Raw genomic sequence first — 17,511 nt, 5'->3', positions numbered from 1 at the left:
AAAAAGGAATCTGAAAGCCTTATATTTACTGGCTTAGAGATTCCGAGAGATTATTGATTACCATGGGAGGCTTCTCGTCCGCCATCACTGACGCGGTTCACGGAGCTAGGAAAGAGGGCATGGGAGCGGGCCGGGCGTTGTGGCGGGGTGTGAAGGACGGGCTGTTCATATTGTTTGCAGGATACCTGGCGGCTGTTGTGTCCGTTGTTGTGATGTATGCGGCTGGCCGGATTTAGCCGGCCTTACCATTTGGAAAATGGGGGAATTAATTATGGAGCTGGTTAAGATTTTTATTGCAGGCGGAGTGTTCTGCATGTTTGGTGAAGTATTGTGGGCAAAAACAGGGCTGGGCGTGGTGAAAACCCTGATGGTCTGTATTGCAGCAGGGGTTGCTCTGGATGTGGCCGGGATACTGGGGCCTGTTATCGGATTCGGGCAGGAAGGGTTTACCGTTACGATTTACGGGGCCGGGGCCTCCATTTTTGACGGAGTCATGGGGAGCGTCAGGGACCATGGCCTGTCGGGGATTATACGTCTGACGAACTTTTATTTTCTCAGGTTTTCCGGGCTTATCGTGTGTACCATGGCCATGGCGGCCGTACTGGGATTCCTGTTTCCCGGGACCAGGGGGAAATAGCATATTATCGGGGGAAAACAATGAGGCTGCCGCTATCAGAAATTGAAAGCGGCAGCCTTTGATGTGTGGCGGCCAGCTTCCCGCCGGGGCAGGCGGTTCCGAACAGCAGATCCGCCAGCGCCTTTCCGGCGCCTTCACCTGCATAGCCCATCTGCAGGATGGCTTTCACGCGTCCGGCCCATGGCATTGCCACTGTATTGCCGGTCCTTCATTAGCAGCTTCAAGCAGGTTTACCACACCACACCGTCCAAATACAGGACATCCCTGGAAGGGATCAGCGATATTGAGAACCGGGCAGAGAACAGAAAGGCGGAGTTTTTTAAGGACAGGGCAGGTGACCTGCGGTAAAAAAACGGAAAAAGAAAGGGCAGAACCATGAAATGTTAGACGAAATGGAAAAAATGATAAATAATTTCTTTTTCTTTGCAAATTGACCTAACTATGCTATAATAGCCACAGATATCGCAACAAGGAGATAAAATCTTTATGAAGATGAAACGCGTATTCTTAAAGTTAAGCGGAGAGGCCCTTGCAGGCCCTAAAAAGACCGGGTTTGACGAGGACACGGTGAAGGAAGTGGCCAGGCAGGTAAAGCTCTCTGTAGATGCCGGTATACAGGTTGGAATCGTCATTGGCGGGGGTAATTTCTGGAGAGGCCGTACCAGTGAGGCCATTGACAGGACAAAGGCGGACCAGATTGGTATGCTGGCCACTGTTATGAACTGCATTTATGTTTCTGAGATTTTCAGGAATGCAGGCATGATGACACAGATTCTTACGCCCTTTGAGTGCGGTTCCATGACCAAACTGTTTTCCAAGGACAGGGCGAATAAGTATTTTGAAAAGGGTATGGTGGTATTCTTTGCAGGCGGGACAGGACATCCCTATTTCTCCACAGATACGGGAATTGCCCTCAGGGCCATTGAGATGGAAGCAGACTGTATCCTGTTGGCCAAGGCCATTGACGGAGTGTATGACAGCGATCCGAAGCTGAACCCGGAGGCAAAGAAGTACGACACCATTTCCATACAGGAAGTCATTGACAGGCAGCTGGCTGTGGTGGATTTGACTGCGTCTATTATGTGTATGGAGCATAAGATGCCCATGGCAGTGTTCAGCCTCAATGAAAAGGACGGAATTGCAAACGCCATGCAGGGCCGGATTAACGGAACCATCGTTACTGCATAATAAAACGAACATTATTAAGCAGCAGGGAAGGCTGCATTAACAGGAGGAACTTATGGAAGAATTAAAAGTTTATGAGGACAAGATGAATAAGACACTGGATGTATTGCTGTCTGATTACGGCACCATTCGCGCAGGACGTGCCAATCCCCATGTGCTGGACAAGATTAAGGTGGACTATTACGGCACCCCCACACCCCTCCAGCAGGTTGGCAATGTTTCTGTTCCGGAAGCCCGCATGATTGTGATTCAGCCATGGGAGAAGAGCCTTCTTAAGCCAATTGAGAAAGCCATCCTCACATCTGAACTGGGCATCAACCCAACTAATGACGGAAACTGTATCCGTCTGGTGTTCCCGGAGATGACAGAGGAGCGCAGAAAGGAAGTTTCCAAGGATGTAAAGAAAAAGGGCGACAATGCAAAGGTAGCCCTGCGCAATATCCGCCGTGACGCCAACGAGGCCTTTAAGAAGGCAGAGAAGGCAGGGGATATTTCTGAGGATGATCTGACCGAGATGACCGAGAAGATGCAGAAGCTTACGGATAAGATGGTGGAAAAGGTTGACAAGGCAGTGGAAGAAAAGACCAAGGAAATCATGACCGTGTAATCTGTGATAAATGAATATGGGAGGCAGGAGGGACTCCTGCCTCTTAATTTGTTTTTGATACCGGAAAGATATAACATGATAAGGATATTATTTGGGCAAGTTACTTTTAGACAAGAAAGGCAGAGAAAGAATGGCATTAAATAAGGATATGATCATACCGGAGCATGTGGCCCTGATACTGGACGGAAATGGCCGCTGGGCCAAAAAACGGGGGCTTCCCCGCACCCTGGGGCACAAGGAAGGATGTGTCACCGTGGAGAAAACCGTTGAGATTGCAGCCAGAATGGGAATCAGGTATCTGACTGTCTATGGGTTCTCCACCGAGAACTGGAAACGTTCCGCGGAGGAAGTAGGGGCGCTTATGCAGCTGTTCCGCTACTATATGGTGCGGCTTTTAAAGATAGCATCTGCCAATAATGTACGGGTAAAGATGATTGGCGACAGAAGCCGCTTTGACAGGGATATCATAGACGGCATAAACCGTCTGGAGTCCGAGACACAGGATAACACAGGTCTGACCTTCGTCATAGCGGTAAATTACGGAGGCAGGGACGAGATCCGCCGGGCGGCGGCCGGGCTGGCAAGAGACTGCGCCCTTGGAAAGGCGGATCCGGACCAGGTGGATGAGGCGCTGTTTGCATCATATCTGGATACGGCGGGAATGCCGGACCCGGACCTTTTAATCCGCACAAGCGGGGAGCTGCGGCTGTCCAATTACCTGCTGTGGCAGCTGGCCTACACGGAAATCGTGGTGACGGATTGTCTCTGGCCGGATTTCAATCAGGAGGAATTAGAAAAAGCCATTGTGCAGTATAATAAGAGAGAGCGGCGGTTCGGCGCTGTAAAGTAAGGAGAGGGAAAGGAGAAGGCCATGTTTACGACCCGGTTAATCAGCGGTATCATACTGGTGCTTCTGTCCATTGTCATTGTTGGGCAGGGAGGAATCCTGCTATATGCCGTTACGGCCCTTATATCCATCATCGGTTTATTTGAGCTTTACAGGGCTCTGGGAATGCAGCGGCGTTCCCTGGCTGTTGTGGGCTATGTGACGGCCTGCTCCTATTATGGACTTTTGTGGTTCGAGGGACAGCGCTATGTGACGCTTATGATTATCGCCTGCCTGATGGCGATGATGGCCCTTTATGTGCTTACCTTCCCTGAGTATAAGACAGAGGAGGTGACGGGCGCGTTCTTTGGCGTATGCTATGTGCCCATCATGCTGTCATTTCTGTATCAGACAAGGGACATGAGCGATGGTGCATACCTGGTGTGGCTTATATTTTTAAGCTCCTGGGGCTGCGATACCTTTGCCTACTGTACAGGCATGCTTTTGGGCAGGCATAAGCTGGCCCCTGTCCTGAGCCCCAAGAAATCCATTGAGGGGGCTGTGGGAGGCGTGGCCGGCGCGGCCCTTCTGGGCTTTATCTATGCATCCCTTTTCGGAGCCAGCATGGCGGAGCTTGATAATCCCCAGGCGGCCTGTACCATTGCCTGCGCCATTGCGGCGGTTATTTCCCAGATAGGGGATTTGGCGGCTTCCGCTATTAAGAGAAACCACAACATAAAGGATTACGGCCATCTGATTCCGGGCCACGGAGGTATCCTGGACCGGTTTGACAGTATGATATTCACGGCCCCCGCTATTTATTTTGCCCTCACATTTTTAAAATAAGGATGGGCTTTTTGAGTATTTCTTCAGGATAGGGAGAATATAAGTTATGATGAAGAAGATTGCAATTCTGGGTTCCACAGGCTCTATCGGCACCCAGACATTGGAAGTGGTGAGATACAATAAGGACATCCAGGTGACGGCCCTTGCCGCCGGCAGCAATGTAAAGCTTTTGGAGGAACAAATCCGAGAGTTTAAGCCTAGGCTGGCCTGTCTCTGGGATGAAGAGAAGGCAAAGGAACTGCGGGCCGCGGTAGCTGATATGGATGTGAAGGTGGCAAGCGGCATGGAGGGACTGATGGAGGCAGCCGTGACGCCGGAGGCAGACCTGGTGGTGACGGCCGTGGTGGGGATGATTGGAATTCGTCCCACCATTGCCGCCATGGAAGCAGGAAAGGACATTGCCCTGGCCAACAAGGAAACCCTGGTAACGGCCGGCCATATCATCATGCCTCTTGCCAGGGAAAAGGGCGTGAAGCTGCTGCCGGTAGATTCGGAGCACTCTGCTATATTCCAGTGCTTACAGGGAGCAGCCGGCAATCCCCTTCACAAAATACTGCTCACTGCCTCAGGCGGTCCGTTCCGGGGATTTACCAGGGAGCAGCTGGAAAAGGTCCGGCTGGAGGACGCGTTAAAGCATCCCAACTGGTCCATGGGGCATAAAATCACCATAGATTCCTCCACCATGGTCAACAAGGGGTTGGAGGTCATGGAAGCCCGCTGGCTGTTCGGGGCGGAGATGGACCAGGTGCAGGTGGTGGTACAGCCGGCCAGCATCATCCACTCCATGGTTGAATTTGAGGATGGGGCTGTCATAGCCCAGTTAGGTACGCCCGATATGAAGCTGCCGATTCAGTATGCGCTCTATTATCCGGAGCGCCGTTTCCTTCCGGGGGACCGGCTGGACTTTGAAAAGCTTACAAAGATTTCCTTTGAGGTGCCGGATATGGAGACGTTCAGGGGCCTTAAGCTGGCCTACGAGGCGGGGCGCAGGGGCGGTACCCTGCCAACTGTGTTCAACGCGGCCAATGAGATGGCAGTCGCCATGTTCCTTGAGCGGAAAATCAATTACCTGGCCATCGTGGATATGATAGAGGGGGCCATGGAGCATCACTGTGTAAAGCCCTCCCCTGACGTGGCGCAGATTCTGGAGGCAGAACAGGAAACTTACGATTATCTATCATCAAAATGGAATTAAGACAGAAATGGAATTAAGACAGAAAGGAGGCGCACGCCGCGCGTAAAAAGGGCGGCGGAGCGCCGGATGGACAGGTGAGAGCCGGATGAGCTTGATTATTGCGATGCTGATGCTGGGAATCATTATCATGATTCACGAATTCGGCCATTTTTTGTTTGCAAAGTTAAATGGGATAGGTGTGATTGAATTTTCCCTTGGCATGGGGCCAAGGCTGTTCAGCTTTGAGAAAGGCGGCACCCGGTATTCCTTTAAGATACTGCCGTTTGGCGGCTCCTGCATGATGCTGGGGGAAGACGAGGGGATAACAGACGAAAGCGCGTTTAACAACAAGTCCGTATGGGCCAGGATTTCCGTGGTGGCAGCCGGACCTGTGTTTAATTTTATCCTGGCCTTCGGCCTTTCCATGGTGCTCATCGGTATTACGGGGTATGACACCACCCGGCTGGCCGGGGTTGTGGACGGGTATCCGGCCCAGGCAGCCGGCATGGAGGCCGGCGATGTGATTAAATCCATTAACGGCAGAAAGGTCCATTCTTACAGGGATATTAACTGGTACCTGTTCACCCACCCGCAGAAATCTCTTAAGGTTACCTGGGAGAGGACGGAGGAAGGGGGAGGGACCGAGCGCTTCAGCACGGAGCTGGAGCCTGTCTTTTCCGCGGAGAACAACCAGTATATGATGGGGGTCCAGTTTAACCCGGTCCCCAGCACGGTAGAGAACATAGGGCAGCTTCTGGTACACAGCGCCTATGAGGTACAGTACTGGATTCACTATGTGTTTGACACCTTTTATATGATGTTCCACGGCATGGTTTCGGTCAACGATATCAGCGGTCCTGTGGGGATTGTGAACGCCATTGACACCACGGTGGATGAAACCGCGCCCTATGGCCTGTCGGCTGTGGTGCTCATGCTGATTAATTTTACCATACTCTTAAGCGCCAACCTGGGCGTCATGAACCTACTGCCCATTCCGGCTCTGGACGGAGGGCGCCTTGTGTTCCTCATCATAGAGGCTGTAAGGGGAAAGCCCATTGACAAGGAAAAGGAAGGCATGGTCCACATGGCGGGAATGATGGTTCTTCTGGCCCTTATGGTGCTTATCCTGTTTAACGATGTCCGGAAATTATTTTAACGGCTTTGTCCTATATTCAGAAAAGAGAGGTATATATGACCAGGAAAGATACAAAAGTGATTCAGATTGGGGACCGGGTCATCGGCGGGGGAAACCCTGTCCTGATTCAGTCCATGTGCAATACCAAAACCGAGGATGTGCACGCCACGGTGGAGCAGATCCAAAGGCTGGAGCAGGCCGGCTGCGACATTATCCGCGTGGCCGTGCCTACCATGGAAGCCGCCTCGGCGCTGGGTGACATCAAGAAGGAGATTCATATTCCGCTGGTGGCGGACATCCACTTTGATTACCATCTGGCCATTGCCGCCATGGAGAACGGGGCGGATAAAATCCGCATCAATCCCGGCAACATCGGCGACCGCCATAAGGTGCAGGCAGTGGTGGACCGGGCCAGGGAATACGGGGTGCCCATCCGCGTGGGCGTCAACAGCGGTTCCCTGGAGAAACCGCTGCTGGAAAAATACGGGGGAGTCACAGCGGAAGGAATTGTGGAGAGCGCCCTGGATAAGGTGAAGCTCATCGAGGATATGGGCTATGACAATCTGGTCATCAGTATCAAGTCCTCGGATGTGCTCATGTGCGTAAAGGCCCATGAGCTGATTGCCATGCGGACCCATTACCCTCTCCATGTGGGAATCACGGAGTCCGGCACCCTGATGTCCGGCAACATCAAGTCCTCGGTGGGACTGGGTATCATCCTTCATGAGGGCATCGGGGATACCATCCGTGTGTCCCTGACCGGAGATCCGGTGGAGGAGATAAAGAGCGCCAAGCTGATTCTGCGGACCCTGGGACTGAGAAAGGGCGGTATTGAGGTGGTGTCCTGTCCCACCTGCGGGCGCACGCGGATTGATTTGATTGGCCTGGCAAACCAGGTGGAGAACATGGTGACGGAGTTTGATGACCTGGATGTGAAGGTGGCTGTGATGGGATGTGTTGTAAACGGTCCCGGAGAGGCCAGGGAGGCAGACATCGGCATCGCAGGCGGCGTGGGAGAAGGCCTGCTGATACGAAGGGGCGAAATCATCCGCAAGGTGCCTGAGTCTGAGCTTCTGGCAGTACTGCGGGAAGAACTGCTGGCCATGAGCCGGGAACACCGGGCATAGAAGGAAGACGGATATATGGCAAAGAATTTTCTGGAAGTATTTCCAACCCTCAATATAGCGGAATCCCTGAAGGAGCTTTTAGGCCTGGCCCAGGTGGAGAAGGTGACCACCACCAGGGATAGAAGCTCTATCCGCATTTATCTGAAGAGCGCAAGGCTGATACATAAACAGAATATATACGACCTGGAGCGAGGCATCCGGGACCAGCTGTTCCCGGATAAGCAGGTGGCCATCAAGATTCAGGAAAAATACAGGCTGTCGGACCAGTATACGCCCAAAAAGCTTTTGGATGTATATAAGGACAGTCTTCTTCTGGAGCTTAAAAACTACAGCATCATCGAGTACACCATGTTCCGCAAGGCCGGGATTACCTTTGAGAAGGAGGATATCATGGTCTTGACCGTGGAGGACACCATGGTGAACCGGGACAGGACAGCCGAGTTAAAGCGCGTCATAGAGAAGGTCTTTGCGGAGCGGTGCGGCCTGCCTGTGGAGGTGCGCTTTGCCTTTGTGGAGCCACAGGGCAGCGACCGCAGAAAACAGATTGAGCTTAAAATGGAGCGGGAGGCCCAGGCCATATACTGGCAGAACCACAGGGAGGAGCTGGAAGCAATGGGCGCCTCTTTCTCCACCCAGGGGCTGGAGGGTCAGGAGCTGCTGTCCGGAAATGGCGGCAGGTCAGGCCAGGATTCCTATTTGGACGCAGGCCAGGGGCCGGAGGGCGCTCCCTGGGATGCACTTATGGCCCAGGCTGCTTCCGGGGATGTGGGAGACGGGAGTGCGCCTGGAGATAACGGGGGCCGGTCAGGGGCGCCTGGTTCGTCCCAAAGCCAGGGAAGCCCGGCCAGATCAGGACAGTCTGGGCAGGGACAATCAGCCCAGTCAGGCCAGGGCGGCGGCCAGAAGCAGGGCTTTAAGGGAGATAAGCCCCAGCTCAACAAGGGGCGCAAGGGCTGGGGACGGGATAAGGACAGCGGTTTCGGCGACGACAAGAAGTACTCTGTCAAGCGTTCCAACAACCCGGATGTGCTCTACGGACGTGACTTTGAGGACGAGCCCATGGAGATTGAGAAGATCGACGGGGAAATCGGAGAGGTGACCTTAAGAGGCAAGGTGCTGACCTGCGAGAACCGGGAGCTGCGAAGCGGCAAGTTCATCCTCACCTTTGATGTATCGGATTTTACGGATACCATTACGGTTAAAATGTTTATCCGTTCGGAGATATTTGATGAGGTGAAATCCGCCATCAATCCGGGCATGTTTATCAAGGTAAAGGGAGTCACCACCATTGACAAGTTTGACGGCGAGCTGACCCTTGGCTCCATCGTGGGAATCAAGAAGGCGGATGATTTTACCAGCAAGCGCATGGACTCCAGCCTGGAAAAGCGCGTGGAGCTGCACTGCCATACAAAGATGAGCGATATGGACGGCGTATCCGAGGTAAAAAGCATCATCAAGAGGGCCAAGCAGTGGGGCATGCCCGCTGTGGCTGTTACGGACCATGGCTGCGTCCAGGCCTTCCCGGATGCCAACCACGCCCTGGACAAGGGGGATACCTTTAAAATCCTCTACGGGGTGGAGGGATACCTGGTGGACGATACCAAACAGCTGGTAGAGAATTCCAGGGGACAGGATTTTGGGGACACCTTTGTTGTGTTCGATATCGAGACAACAGGCTTCAGCCCTAAAAAGAACAAAATTATTGAGATTGGCGCCGTGAAGGTGGTAGACGGCAGGATTACGGACAAATTCTCCACCTTTGTGAATCCGGACGTGCCCATTCCCTTTGACATAGAGAAGCTGACAGGCATCAACGATTCCATGGTGCTTCCATACCCAAAAATCGACGTGATTCTGCCGCAATTTCTGGAGTTTGTGGGGGATGCGGTCCTTGTAGCCCACAATGCAAGCTTCGATGTGGGATTTATAGGCCATTTCGCAGAGAAACTGGAACTGCCCTTTGATCCCACGGTGCTGGACACGGTTGCCATTGCCAGGCTTCTTCTGCCTAATCTTAACCGGTTTAAGCTGGACACCGTTGCCAAAGCCCTTAATATTTCGCTCCAGAACCACCACAGGGCGGTGGACGACGCGGGAGCCACGGCGGAGATATTCGCTGCCTTTGTAAAGATGCTGCGGGACCGGGATGTAAATGATTTAAACCAGCTCAATGCCCTCAGCACCATGGACACGGATACCATACGCAAGCTCCCCACCCACCATGTAATCATACTGGCCAAGAACGATATCGGGCGTGTGAATATGTACCGGCTGGTGAGCTGGTCCCACCTGGAGTACTATGCCAGAAGGCCCAGGATACCCAAGAGCCTGCTGGAGAAATACCGGGAGGGACTGATTATTGGATCGGCCTGCGAGGCCGGAGAATTATACCAGGCCCTGCTTCGCGGCGCTCCGGATACAGAGATTGCCCGGCTTGTGAGTTTCTATGATTACCTGGAAATCCAGCCTCTGGGAAATAATGCGTTCATGCTCCGGGACGAGAAGAGCACGGTTAAGTCCCAGGAGGATTTAATCGAGATAAATAAAAAGATAGTGGAACTGGGAATGCAGTTTAACAAGCTGGTCTGCGCTACCTGCGATGTCCACTTCCTGGATCCCCAGGACGAGGTATACCGCAGAATCATCATGGCTGGCCAGGGATTTAAGGATTCGGACGATCAGGCGCCCCTGTATCTCAGGACAACAGAGGAGATGCTGGAGGAATTTTCCTACCTGGGACCGGATAAGGCCCATGAGGTGGTGATCACCAACACCAGGAAGATTGCCGATATGTGTGAGAAGATTGCCCCGGTGCGGCCGGACAAGTGTCCTCCTGTCATCGAGGATTCCGATAAGACGCTGACCAAGATCTGTTATGACAGGGCTCATGAGATGTACGGGGAGGACCTGCCTAAAATCGTAGTGGACCGCCTGGAGCGGGAGCTTCATTCCATTATCACCAACGGATTCGCGGTTATGTACATCATTGCCCAGAAGCTGGTGTGGAAGTCCAATGAGGACGGATACCTGGTGGGTTCCCGTGGTTCCGTGGGTTCCTCCTTTGTGGCTACCATGTCCGGAATCACCGAGGTAAACCCTCTGAGCCCCCATTACCATTGCCCCAAGTGCCGTTACTATGACTTTGATTCCGAAGAAGTGAAGCAGTTCTCCGGCATGGCCGGATGCGATATGCCGGACAAGGAATGCCCTGTGTGCGGCACACCGCTGGAAAAGGACGGGTTTGACATCCCCTTTGAGACCTTCCTGGGATTTAAGGGAGACAAGGAGCCGGATATCGACCTTAACTTCTCCGGTGAATACCAGAGCAAGGCCCATGATTATACGGAGGTTATCTTTGGAAAGGGTCAGACCTTCCGCGCGGGAACCATAGGCACCCTGGCGGACAAGACGGCCTTCGGATATGTAAAGAAATATTATGAGGAAAGGGGAACCAGGAAAAGAAACTGCGAGATTAACCGCATTGTGCAGGGCTGCGTGGGAGTGAGAAGGACAACGGGACAGCACCCCGGAGGCATTATCGTGCTTCCGCTGGGCGAGGAAATCTATTCCTTTACCCCGGTGCAGCACCCTGCCAACGATATGACCACCTCCACGGTCACCACCCATTTTGACTACCATTCCATTGACCACAACCTGCTGAAGCTGGATATACTGGGACACGATGATCCCACCATGATACGTATGCTTCAGGATCTGATCGGTATTGACCCTGTAAAGGACATTCCCCTGGACAGCCGGGAGGTCATGAGCCTGTTCCAGGACACGTCCGCTCTGGGAATCATGCCGGACGATATCGGCGGCTGTCCCCTGGGGGCCCTGGGCGTGCCTGAGTTCGGTACGGACTTTGCCATGCAGATGCTTCTTGACACTAAGCCCAAGTATTTCTCCGACCTGGTGCGTATCGCCGGTCTGGCCCATGGTACGGATGTGTGGCTGGGCAATGCCCAGACCCTGATTCAGGAGGGGAAGGCCACCATTCAGACCGCCATCTGTACCCGAGACGACATCATGGTTTACCTGATTGCCCAGGGTTTGGAGCAGGGACTTTCCTTTACCATTATGGAGAGCGTGCGAAAGGGAAAGGGATTAAAGCCGGAGTGGGAGGAGGAGATGAAAGCCCACGGCGTTCCGGAATGGTATATCTGGTCCTGTAAGAAAATCAAGTACATGTTCCCCAAGGCCCATGCGGCTGCCTACGTTATGATGGCATGGCGTATTGCCTACTGTAAGATATTTTATCCCCTGGCCTATTACGCCGCGTTCTTCAGCATCCGGGCCAGCGCGTTTTCCTATGAAATCATGTGCCAGGGAAGGGATAAGTTGGAATACTATCTGGCGGATTATAAGAAAAGGGCGGACACCCTGTCCAAGAAGGAACAGGATACCCTGAGGGACATGAGGATTGTCCAGGAAATGTATGCAAGAGGCTTTGATTTTACGCCCATTGATATCTACCGGGCCAAGGCGCGGCACTTCCAAATCATAGACGGCAAGCTGATGCCTTCCCTCAGCAGCATCGACGGCCTGGGCGAGAAGGCTGCTGATGCAGTGGTGGATGCGGTCAAAGACGGAGCTTTCCTGTCCATCGAGGATTTCAGCAACCGTTCCAAGGTAAACGGCACCCTTTGTTCCCTTATGTCGGATCTGGGGCTGCTTAAGGACCTTCCAAAATCCAATCAGTTATCCTTGTTTGATTTATAAACAGCTTTTATGTAGGAATCCGGGAGAGGCGGTTAATGCTCAGGCATGCCGCCCCTCCCTTTATGTTTTGGCGGATATGACAAAAATATGGTTAAATGGTTGTAATAATTTGTAATTTATGATAAGTTAGAGTTGTACTGAGACGCTACGCAACCATATTTGAAGAGGAGGAATCAAGCTTATGAAAAAAAGGATACTGGCACTTGCCATGGCAGCGGTCATGGCCGGTTCCCTGACAGCCTGCTCAGGCTCATCAGGAACAGACACCAAGGCAGCTCCGGCGGAAACAGAAGCTCCGGCTTCAGAGAGCAAATCAGAAGCAAAGGAAGAGTCCAAGGCAGGGGAAGGGGATGCCGCAAACACATCCTCATCCAAGGGAGGAGCCGAAGGCTATGAGCTTGCCCTGGTCACCGACCTGGGGACCATAGACGATAAGTCCTTTAACCAGGGCGCATGGGAAGGACTTAAGAAGTACGCGGAGGAGAACAGCATCTCCTATAAATATTACCAGCCCCAGGAAGGCACGACGGATTCCTATTTGGAAACCATCGGCCTGGCCATTGAGGGCGGCGCTAAGCTGGTGGTATGTCCGGGATTCCTGTTTGAGGAGCCCATCTACCTGGCCCAGGACAAGTATCCGGATGTGCACTTTATCCTGCTGGACGGGGAGCCCCATGATGCGGACTACAATTATAAGACAAATGATAATGTAATGCCCATTCTGTTCCAGGAGGACCAGGCAGGTTTCCTGGCCGGTTATGCGGTTGTAAAGGACGGCTATACGAAGCTTGGATTTATGGGAGGCATGGCAGTGCCGGCCGTTATCCGTTTTGGATATGGTTTTGTCCAGGGCGCTGAGTTTGCGGCCGAGGAGGACGGGATCACAGGCCTGGAAATCATGTATAATTACACAGGTGCATTTTCAGCCACGCCTGAGGCGCAGTCCATGGCTGCTTCCTGGTATCAGAACGGCACAGAGGTAATCTTCGGATGCGGCGGAGCAGTAGGTAATTCCGTGATGGCGGCCGCCCAGGAAAAGAATGCAAAGGTAATCGGCGTGGACGTGGACCAGAGTGCTGAATCCGAGACCGTGATTACGTCTGCCATGAAGCTTCTTTCCAACTCCGTGTACGACGGGGTAAAGGATTTCTATGACGGCAGCTTCCCTGGAGGCAAGACCTCCGTGTTTACCGTTGCCAACAACGGCGTGGGACTTCCCATGGATACCTCCAAGTTTGAGAAGTTCTCCCAGGAGCAGTACGATGCCGTTTACAAGAAACTGGCTGACGGCGAGATTGGGCTGGTTCAGTTCTCAGCGGATAATAATGACCCAACGAAGGATTTGACCGATTTGACCAATACAAAGGTTACCTTTGTGGAGTAGGGACTGGCAGCAATACGGGCTGTACAAGGGCCTGAAATGACCTGCGGCAGATAGTCATGACACAGAGGGTGCCGGCATGTCCGGCACCCTGCTGTTATACCGGAACACCTCATCCCGCCGGGCGGTGGGGCGGCCGGAACATGCTGTCTGGACGGTTTTATATGAGGGGGAACCGTATGGATGATTACATTATTGAGATGTTAGGCATTACAAAAGAATTTCCCGGTATCATTGCCAACGACAACATCACCCTTCAGCTGAGAAAGGGGGAAATCCATGCGCTGTTAGGTGAGAACGGCGCCGGGAAATCCACGCTGATGAGCGTTCTGTTCGGCCTTTACCAGCCGGAGAAGGGAATCATAAAGGTCAGAGGCCAGGAAGTGAAGATAAAGGGGCCTTTGGACGCCAATGCCCTTGGAATCGGTATGGTGCACCAGCACTTCAAGCTGGTACACAATTTTACCGTGCTCCAGAACATTGTGCTGGGAATGGAGACAGTCAGTCACGGCTTTCTTAAGATGGACAACGCCAGGAAGAAGGTGGTGGAGCTCAGCGAGCGCTACGGCCTCTACATTGACCCGGACGCGCTGATTCAGGATATAACAGTAGGGATGCAGCAGCGGGTGGAGATACTTAAGATGCTCTACCGGGACAATGAAATCATGATATTTGACGAGCCCACAGCGGTTCTGACGCCCCAGGAGATCGACGAGCTCATGGAAATCATGAGAAGCCTGGTGGCGGAAGGCAAGTCCATTCTTTTCATCACCCATAAGCTGGATGAAATCAAGGCAGTGGCGGACAGGTGTTCTGTACTGCGGCGGGGAAAATACATAGGCACCGTGGACGTGGCTTCCATCACCAAGGAAGAGATGTCGGAGATGATGGTGGGCCGCAAGGTGAGTCTGTCTGTTGAAAAGACTCCGGCAGCGCCGGGCAGGACCGTGCTGGAGGCAGAGCATGTTTCCGTGAAATCCCATATGGAAGGCCATACCAAGCTGGTGGTAAATGACGTGAGCTTTCAGGTAAGGAGCGGTGAGATTGTCTGTATTGCCGGAATTGACGGCAACGGGCAGACAGAGCTGGTACACGCCGTTACCGGTCTGGGGGAAACCGCCGGAGGAAGAATCCTCATAAACGGCCAGGATGTGACGAAAAAGAGCATACGCGCCCGCAATACAGGCGGACTCAGCCATATACCGGAGGACCGTCACAAGCATGGCCTGGTGCTGGATTATAATCTGGCCTATAACCTGGTGCTGCAGCAGTATTTTGAACCTGGGTTCCAGCGCTGGGGGTTCCTTAAGGATGAGGAGATTTATAACTATGCCAGCAAGCTGATTGAGGATTTTGACATACGAAGCGGCGAGGGAGCGGACACAATCACCCGCAGCATGTCCGGAGGCAACCAGCAGAAGGCAATCGTGGCAAGGGAGATATCCAGGGACCACGACATCCTGCTGGCGGTCCAGCCTACCAGAGGGCTGGATGTGGGCGCCATCGAGTACATCCACAGGGAGCTGGTAAAGCAGAGGGACGCAGGTACGGCCATTCTGCTCATATCCCTGGAACTGGACGAGGTCATGAACCTCAGCGACCGGATTCTGGTCATGTTTGAGGGAACCATTGTGGCTGACCTGAATCCCCGGGAAGTGACGGTACAGGAGCTGGGCCTTTACATGGCAGGTTCCAAACGCCAGGAGCCAGAAGGAAAGGCAGGTGAGAGGGCGTGAGCACAAACAACAGGACAGGGAGAAAACGGGATTATGTAGGCGTGCTTTCATCGGTCTTTGCCATTGTTATCGGACTGCTGGTAGGATTTGTCATACTCCTTATATGCAATCCGTCCCAGGCACTGCCGGGATTTGTGACCATCCTGACAGGAGCCTTTACCCACGGTCTGAAGGGCGTGGGACAGGTGTTTTACTATGCAACCCCCATCATACTGACCGGTCTTTCCGTTGGCTTTGCCTTTAAGACAGGCCTGTTCAATATCGGTACGCCGGGGCAGTTTATTGTGGGCGCCTTCGCGGCAGTCTATGTGGGTATCATGTGGACGGGGCTGGGGAGGATACAGTGGGCCGTGGCCCTGCTGGCAGCAATACTGGGCGGGGCTCTGTGGGGAATGGTCCCGGGATTTCTGAAAGCCTGCTTTAATGTAAATGAGGTTATTGCCTCCATTATGATGAACTATATCGGCATGTATATGGTGAACTGGATTGTAAAGAGCTATAAGCCTCTCTTTAACAACCTGCGCAATGAATCCAGAAATGTGGCTGCCACGGCCCAGATTCCCAAGATGGGAATGGATAAGCTGTTTCCGGAGTCCAGCGTGGGCGGCGGTATCCTTCTGGCCATTGCCGCCGTGCTGATTATCTGGGTTATCCTCAATAAGACCACCTTTGGCTATGAGCTTAAGGCAGTGGGCTTTAACAGGGATGCCAGCAGGTACGCGGGCATCAATGAAAAAAGGAATATTATCATGAGCATGGTCATAGCCGGGGCCATAGCAGGCATGGCAGGGGGACTTCTCTACCTGGCAGGCACCGGCAAGCACATAGAGATAAAGGATGTGCTTGCGTCGGAAGGCTTTACCGGTATCTCCGTGGCGCTGCTGGGACTGAGCCATCCCATCGGAGTGCTGTTTTCCGGGCTGTTCATTGCGTATCTGACAGCCGGGGGATTTTACCTGCAGCTCTTTGAATTCTCCACGGAGATCATTGATATCATTGTGGCGGTCATTATTTATTTCAGCGCCTTTGCCCTGATAGTGAAGACCATCCTGACCCGGATGAACCGTAAACGGGAGAAAGGAGACGGCCGGACATGAGTGTGATTTATTTTATATTCCAGCAGACCATGCTTTTTACCATTCCTTTGATGATTGTGGCACTGGGAGGCATGTTTTCCGAGCGGAGCGGCGTGGTCAACATTGCCCTGGAGGGAATCATGACCATGGGAGCCTTTACAGGCATCCTGTTCCTGAACATGACAGGAGGCAGGATGAGCGGACAGATGCAGCTGCTTCTGGCCATCCTTATCTCCACGGCCACAGGAGCTGTCTTTGCCTTTTTCCATGCCTATGCATCCATCAACATGAAGGCAAACCAGACCATCAGCGGAACCGCCCTTAACATGTTTGCCCCGGCCTTTGCCATCTTTGTGGCCAGGGTCATCCAGGGAGTACAGCAGATTCAGTTTAACAATACCTTCCGGATTGAATCCGTTCCCCTGCTGGGCAGTATCCCGTTTTTCGGGCCTTTGTTATTCCAGAACACATACATCACCACGTATCTGGGCGTCGCCATTCTGATTTTGTCCACCCTGGTGCTTTACCGGACCAGGTTCGGCCTGAGGCTGCGCTCCTGCGGCGAGCATCCCCAGGCAGCAGACGCAGCGGGCATCAATGTCTGCCGCATGCAGTACGCAGGCGTCCTCATATCCGGAGTCCTGGGCGGTTTAGGGGGGCTGGTGTTCGTGGTGCCCACATCCACCAACTTTAACGCGGACGTGGCCGGATACGGGTTCCTGGCCCTGGCGGTCCTTATCTTCGGACAGTGGAAGCCGGTGAAAATCATGTGGGCCTCCCTGTTCTTTGGCCTCATGAAGGCGGTGGCGGCAGCCTATTCCGGCATACCGTTCCTGGCGGCAACAGGGATACCCAGCTATGTGTATAAGATGATACCCTATGTGGCTACCCTGATTGTCCTTGTATTTACATCCAGGAACTCCCAGGCGCCCAGGGCCTCCGGCGTTCCCTACGACAAAGGACAGAGATAGGTTGATATTTATGTAATAATATGGTAGTATATGAAAGAGTCCTTAGGGTTAAGGGCTCTTTTATTGAGTCCGGCTGTCTGAAAAGTCC

At 53.1% G+C, this 17,511-nt stretch carries 16 protein-coding genes; 15 read left to right on the top strand and 1 reads right to left on the bottom strand.

Going from position 1 to position 17,511, the window contains the following annotated elements:
* The first annotated feature begins 53 nt into the window (after positions 1 to 53).
* Positions 54 to 236: a hypothetical protein gene (locus tag LI015_RS21310; protein WP_227126335.1), complete on the top strand. Its 183-nt coding sequence runs from the start codon at positions 54 to 56 to the stop codon at positions 234 to 236.
* Positions 237 to 271: 35 nt separating this feature from the next.
* Positions 272 to 637 carry a SpoVA/SpoVAEb family sporulation membrane protein gene (locus LI015_RS21305; protein WP_002564427.1) on the top strand — a complete coding sequence of 122 codons (366 nt, stop codon included), beginning with the start codon at positions 272 to 274 and terminating at the stop codon, positions 635 to 637.
* A gap of 4 nt (positions 638 to 641) precedes the next feature.
* On the opposite strand, the gene LI015_RS28860 is transcribed toward LI015_RS21305, so the two are convergent.
* A complete protein-coding gene (locus tag LI015_RS28860; protein WP_235623414.1) occupies positions 642 to 788 on the bottom strand; it encodes a hypothetical protein in 147 nt (48 codons plus the stop codon).
* Between the two features lie 29 nt (positions 789 to 817).
* Here LI015_RS28860 and LI015_RS21295 point away from each other — a divergent pair, with 29 nt between their 5' ends.
* The 13 genes from LI015_RS21295 to LI015_RS21235 all read left to right on the top strand — a co-directional run bounded on the left by LI015_RS21295 (position 818) and on the right by LI015_RS21235 (position 17,423).
* On the top strand, positions 818 to 985 hold the full coding sequence (locus LI015_RS21295) for a hypothetical protein (RefSeq protein WP_007038080.1): 168 nt from the start codon (positions 818 to 820) through the stop codon (positions 983 to 985).
* A gap of 138 nt (positions 986 to 1,123) precedes the next feature.
* Positions 1,124 to 1,825 (top strand): UMP kinase, encoded by a 702-nt coding sequence (gene pyrH / locus LI015_RS21290; protein ID WP_002564426.1) that lies wholly within the window; start codon positions 1,124 to 1,126, stop codon positions 1,823 to 1,825.
* A gap of 52 nt (positions 1,826 to 1,877) precedes the next feature.
* Positions 1,878 to 2,429, top strand: a complete 552-nt coding sequence (gene frr, locus LI015_RS21285) for a ribosome recycling factor (protein ID WP_002564425.1) — start codon at positions 1,878 to 1,880, stop codon at positions 2,427 to 2,429.
* A 130-nt stretch (positions 2,430 to 2,559) separates the two neighbouring features.
* Positions 2,560 to 3,279: an isoprenyl transferase gene (locus LI015_RS21280; protein ID WP_038281676.1), complete on the top strand. Its 720-nt coding sequence runs from the start codon at positions 2,560 to 2,562 to the stop codon at positions 3,277 to 3,279.
* 21 nt (positions 3,280 to 3,300) lie between these two features.
* Positions 3,301 to 4,101 carry a phosphatidate cytidylyltransferase gene (locus tag LI015_RS21275; RefSeq protein ID WP_002564423.1) on the top strand — a complete coding sequence of 267 codons (801 nt, stop codon included), beginning with the start codon at positions 3,301 to 3,303 and terminating at the stop codon, positions 4,099 to 4,101.
* Between the two features lie 46 nt (positions 4,102 to 4,147).
* Complete coding sequence (dxr, locus tag LI015_RS21270) at positions 4,148 to 5,296, top strand: 1-deoxy-D-xylulose-5-phosphate reductoisomerase (protein WP_002564422.1); 1,149 nt, start codon at positions 4,148 to 4,150, stop codon at positions 5,294 to 5,296.
* Positions 5,297 to 5,381: 85 nt separating this feature from the next.
* The gene (gene rseP / locus LI015_RS21265; RefSeq protein ID WP_002564421.1) at positions 5,382 to 6,431 is read left to right on the top strand and encodes an RIP metalloprotease RseP; all 1,050 of its coding nucleotides are present in this window, start codon (positions 5,382 to 5,384) and stop codon (positions 6,429 to 6,431) included.
* A 35-nt stretch (positions 6,432 to 6,466) separates the two neighbouring features.
* Positions 6,467 to 7,537, top strand: coding sequence for a flavodoxin-dependent (E)-4-hydroxy-3-methylbut-2-enyl-diphosphate synthase (ispG, locus tag LI015_RS21260; protein WP_227126332.1), 1,071 nt, complete (start codon positions 6,467 to 6,469; stop codon positions 7,535 to 7,537).
* 15 nt (positions 7,538 to 7,552) lie between these two features.
* Entirely contained in the window at positions 7,553 to 12,259 is a 4,707-nt protein-coding gene (locus LI015_RS21255) for a PolC-type DNA polymerase III (protein WP_227126330.1), read from the top strand.
* Positions 12,260 to 12,440: 181 nt separating this feature from the next.
* Complete coding sequence (locus LI015_RS21250; protein WP_003525562.1) at positions 12,441 to 13,643, top strand: BMP family lipoprotein; 1,203 nt, start codon at positions 12,441 to 12,443, stop codon at positions 13,641 to 13,643.
* A 176-nt stretch (positions 13,644 to 13,819) separates the two neighbouring features.
* Positions 13,820 to 15,376 (top strand): ABC transporter ATP-binding protein, encoded by a 1,557-nt coding sequence (locus LI015_RS21245; RefSeq protein ID WP_227126328.1) that lies wholly within the window; start codon positions 13,820 to 13,822, stop codon positions 15,374 to 15,376.
* Entirely contained in the window at positions 15,373 to 16,473 is a 1,101-nt protein-coding gene (locus tag LI015_RS21240) for an ABC transporter permease (protein ID WP_002573241.1), read from the top strand. The genes LI015_RS21245 and LI015_RS21240 overlap by 4 nt, the downstream gene beginning before the upstream one ends.
* Positions 16,470 to 17,423 (top strand): ABC transporter permease, encoded by a 954-nt coding sequence (locus tag LI015_RS21235; RefSeq protein WP_002574801.1) that lies wholly within the window; start codon positions 16,470 to 16,472, stop codon positions 17,421 to 17,423. Before LI015_RS21240 ends, LI015_RS21235 begins: the two co-directional genes overlap by 4 nt.
* Positions 17,424 to 17,511 lie beyond the last annotated feature (88 nt).

It is taken from the genome of Enterocloster sp. 210928-DFI.2.20, from assembly GCF_020554465.1.
GTDB classification, from domain to species: domain Bacteria; phylum Bacillota; class Clostridia; order Lachnospirales; family Lachnospiraceae; genus Enterocloster; species Enterocloster bolteae.
This window is presented reverse-complemented; position numbering and strand designations above follow the sequence as displayed.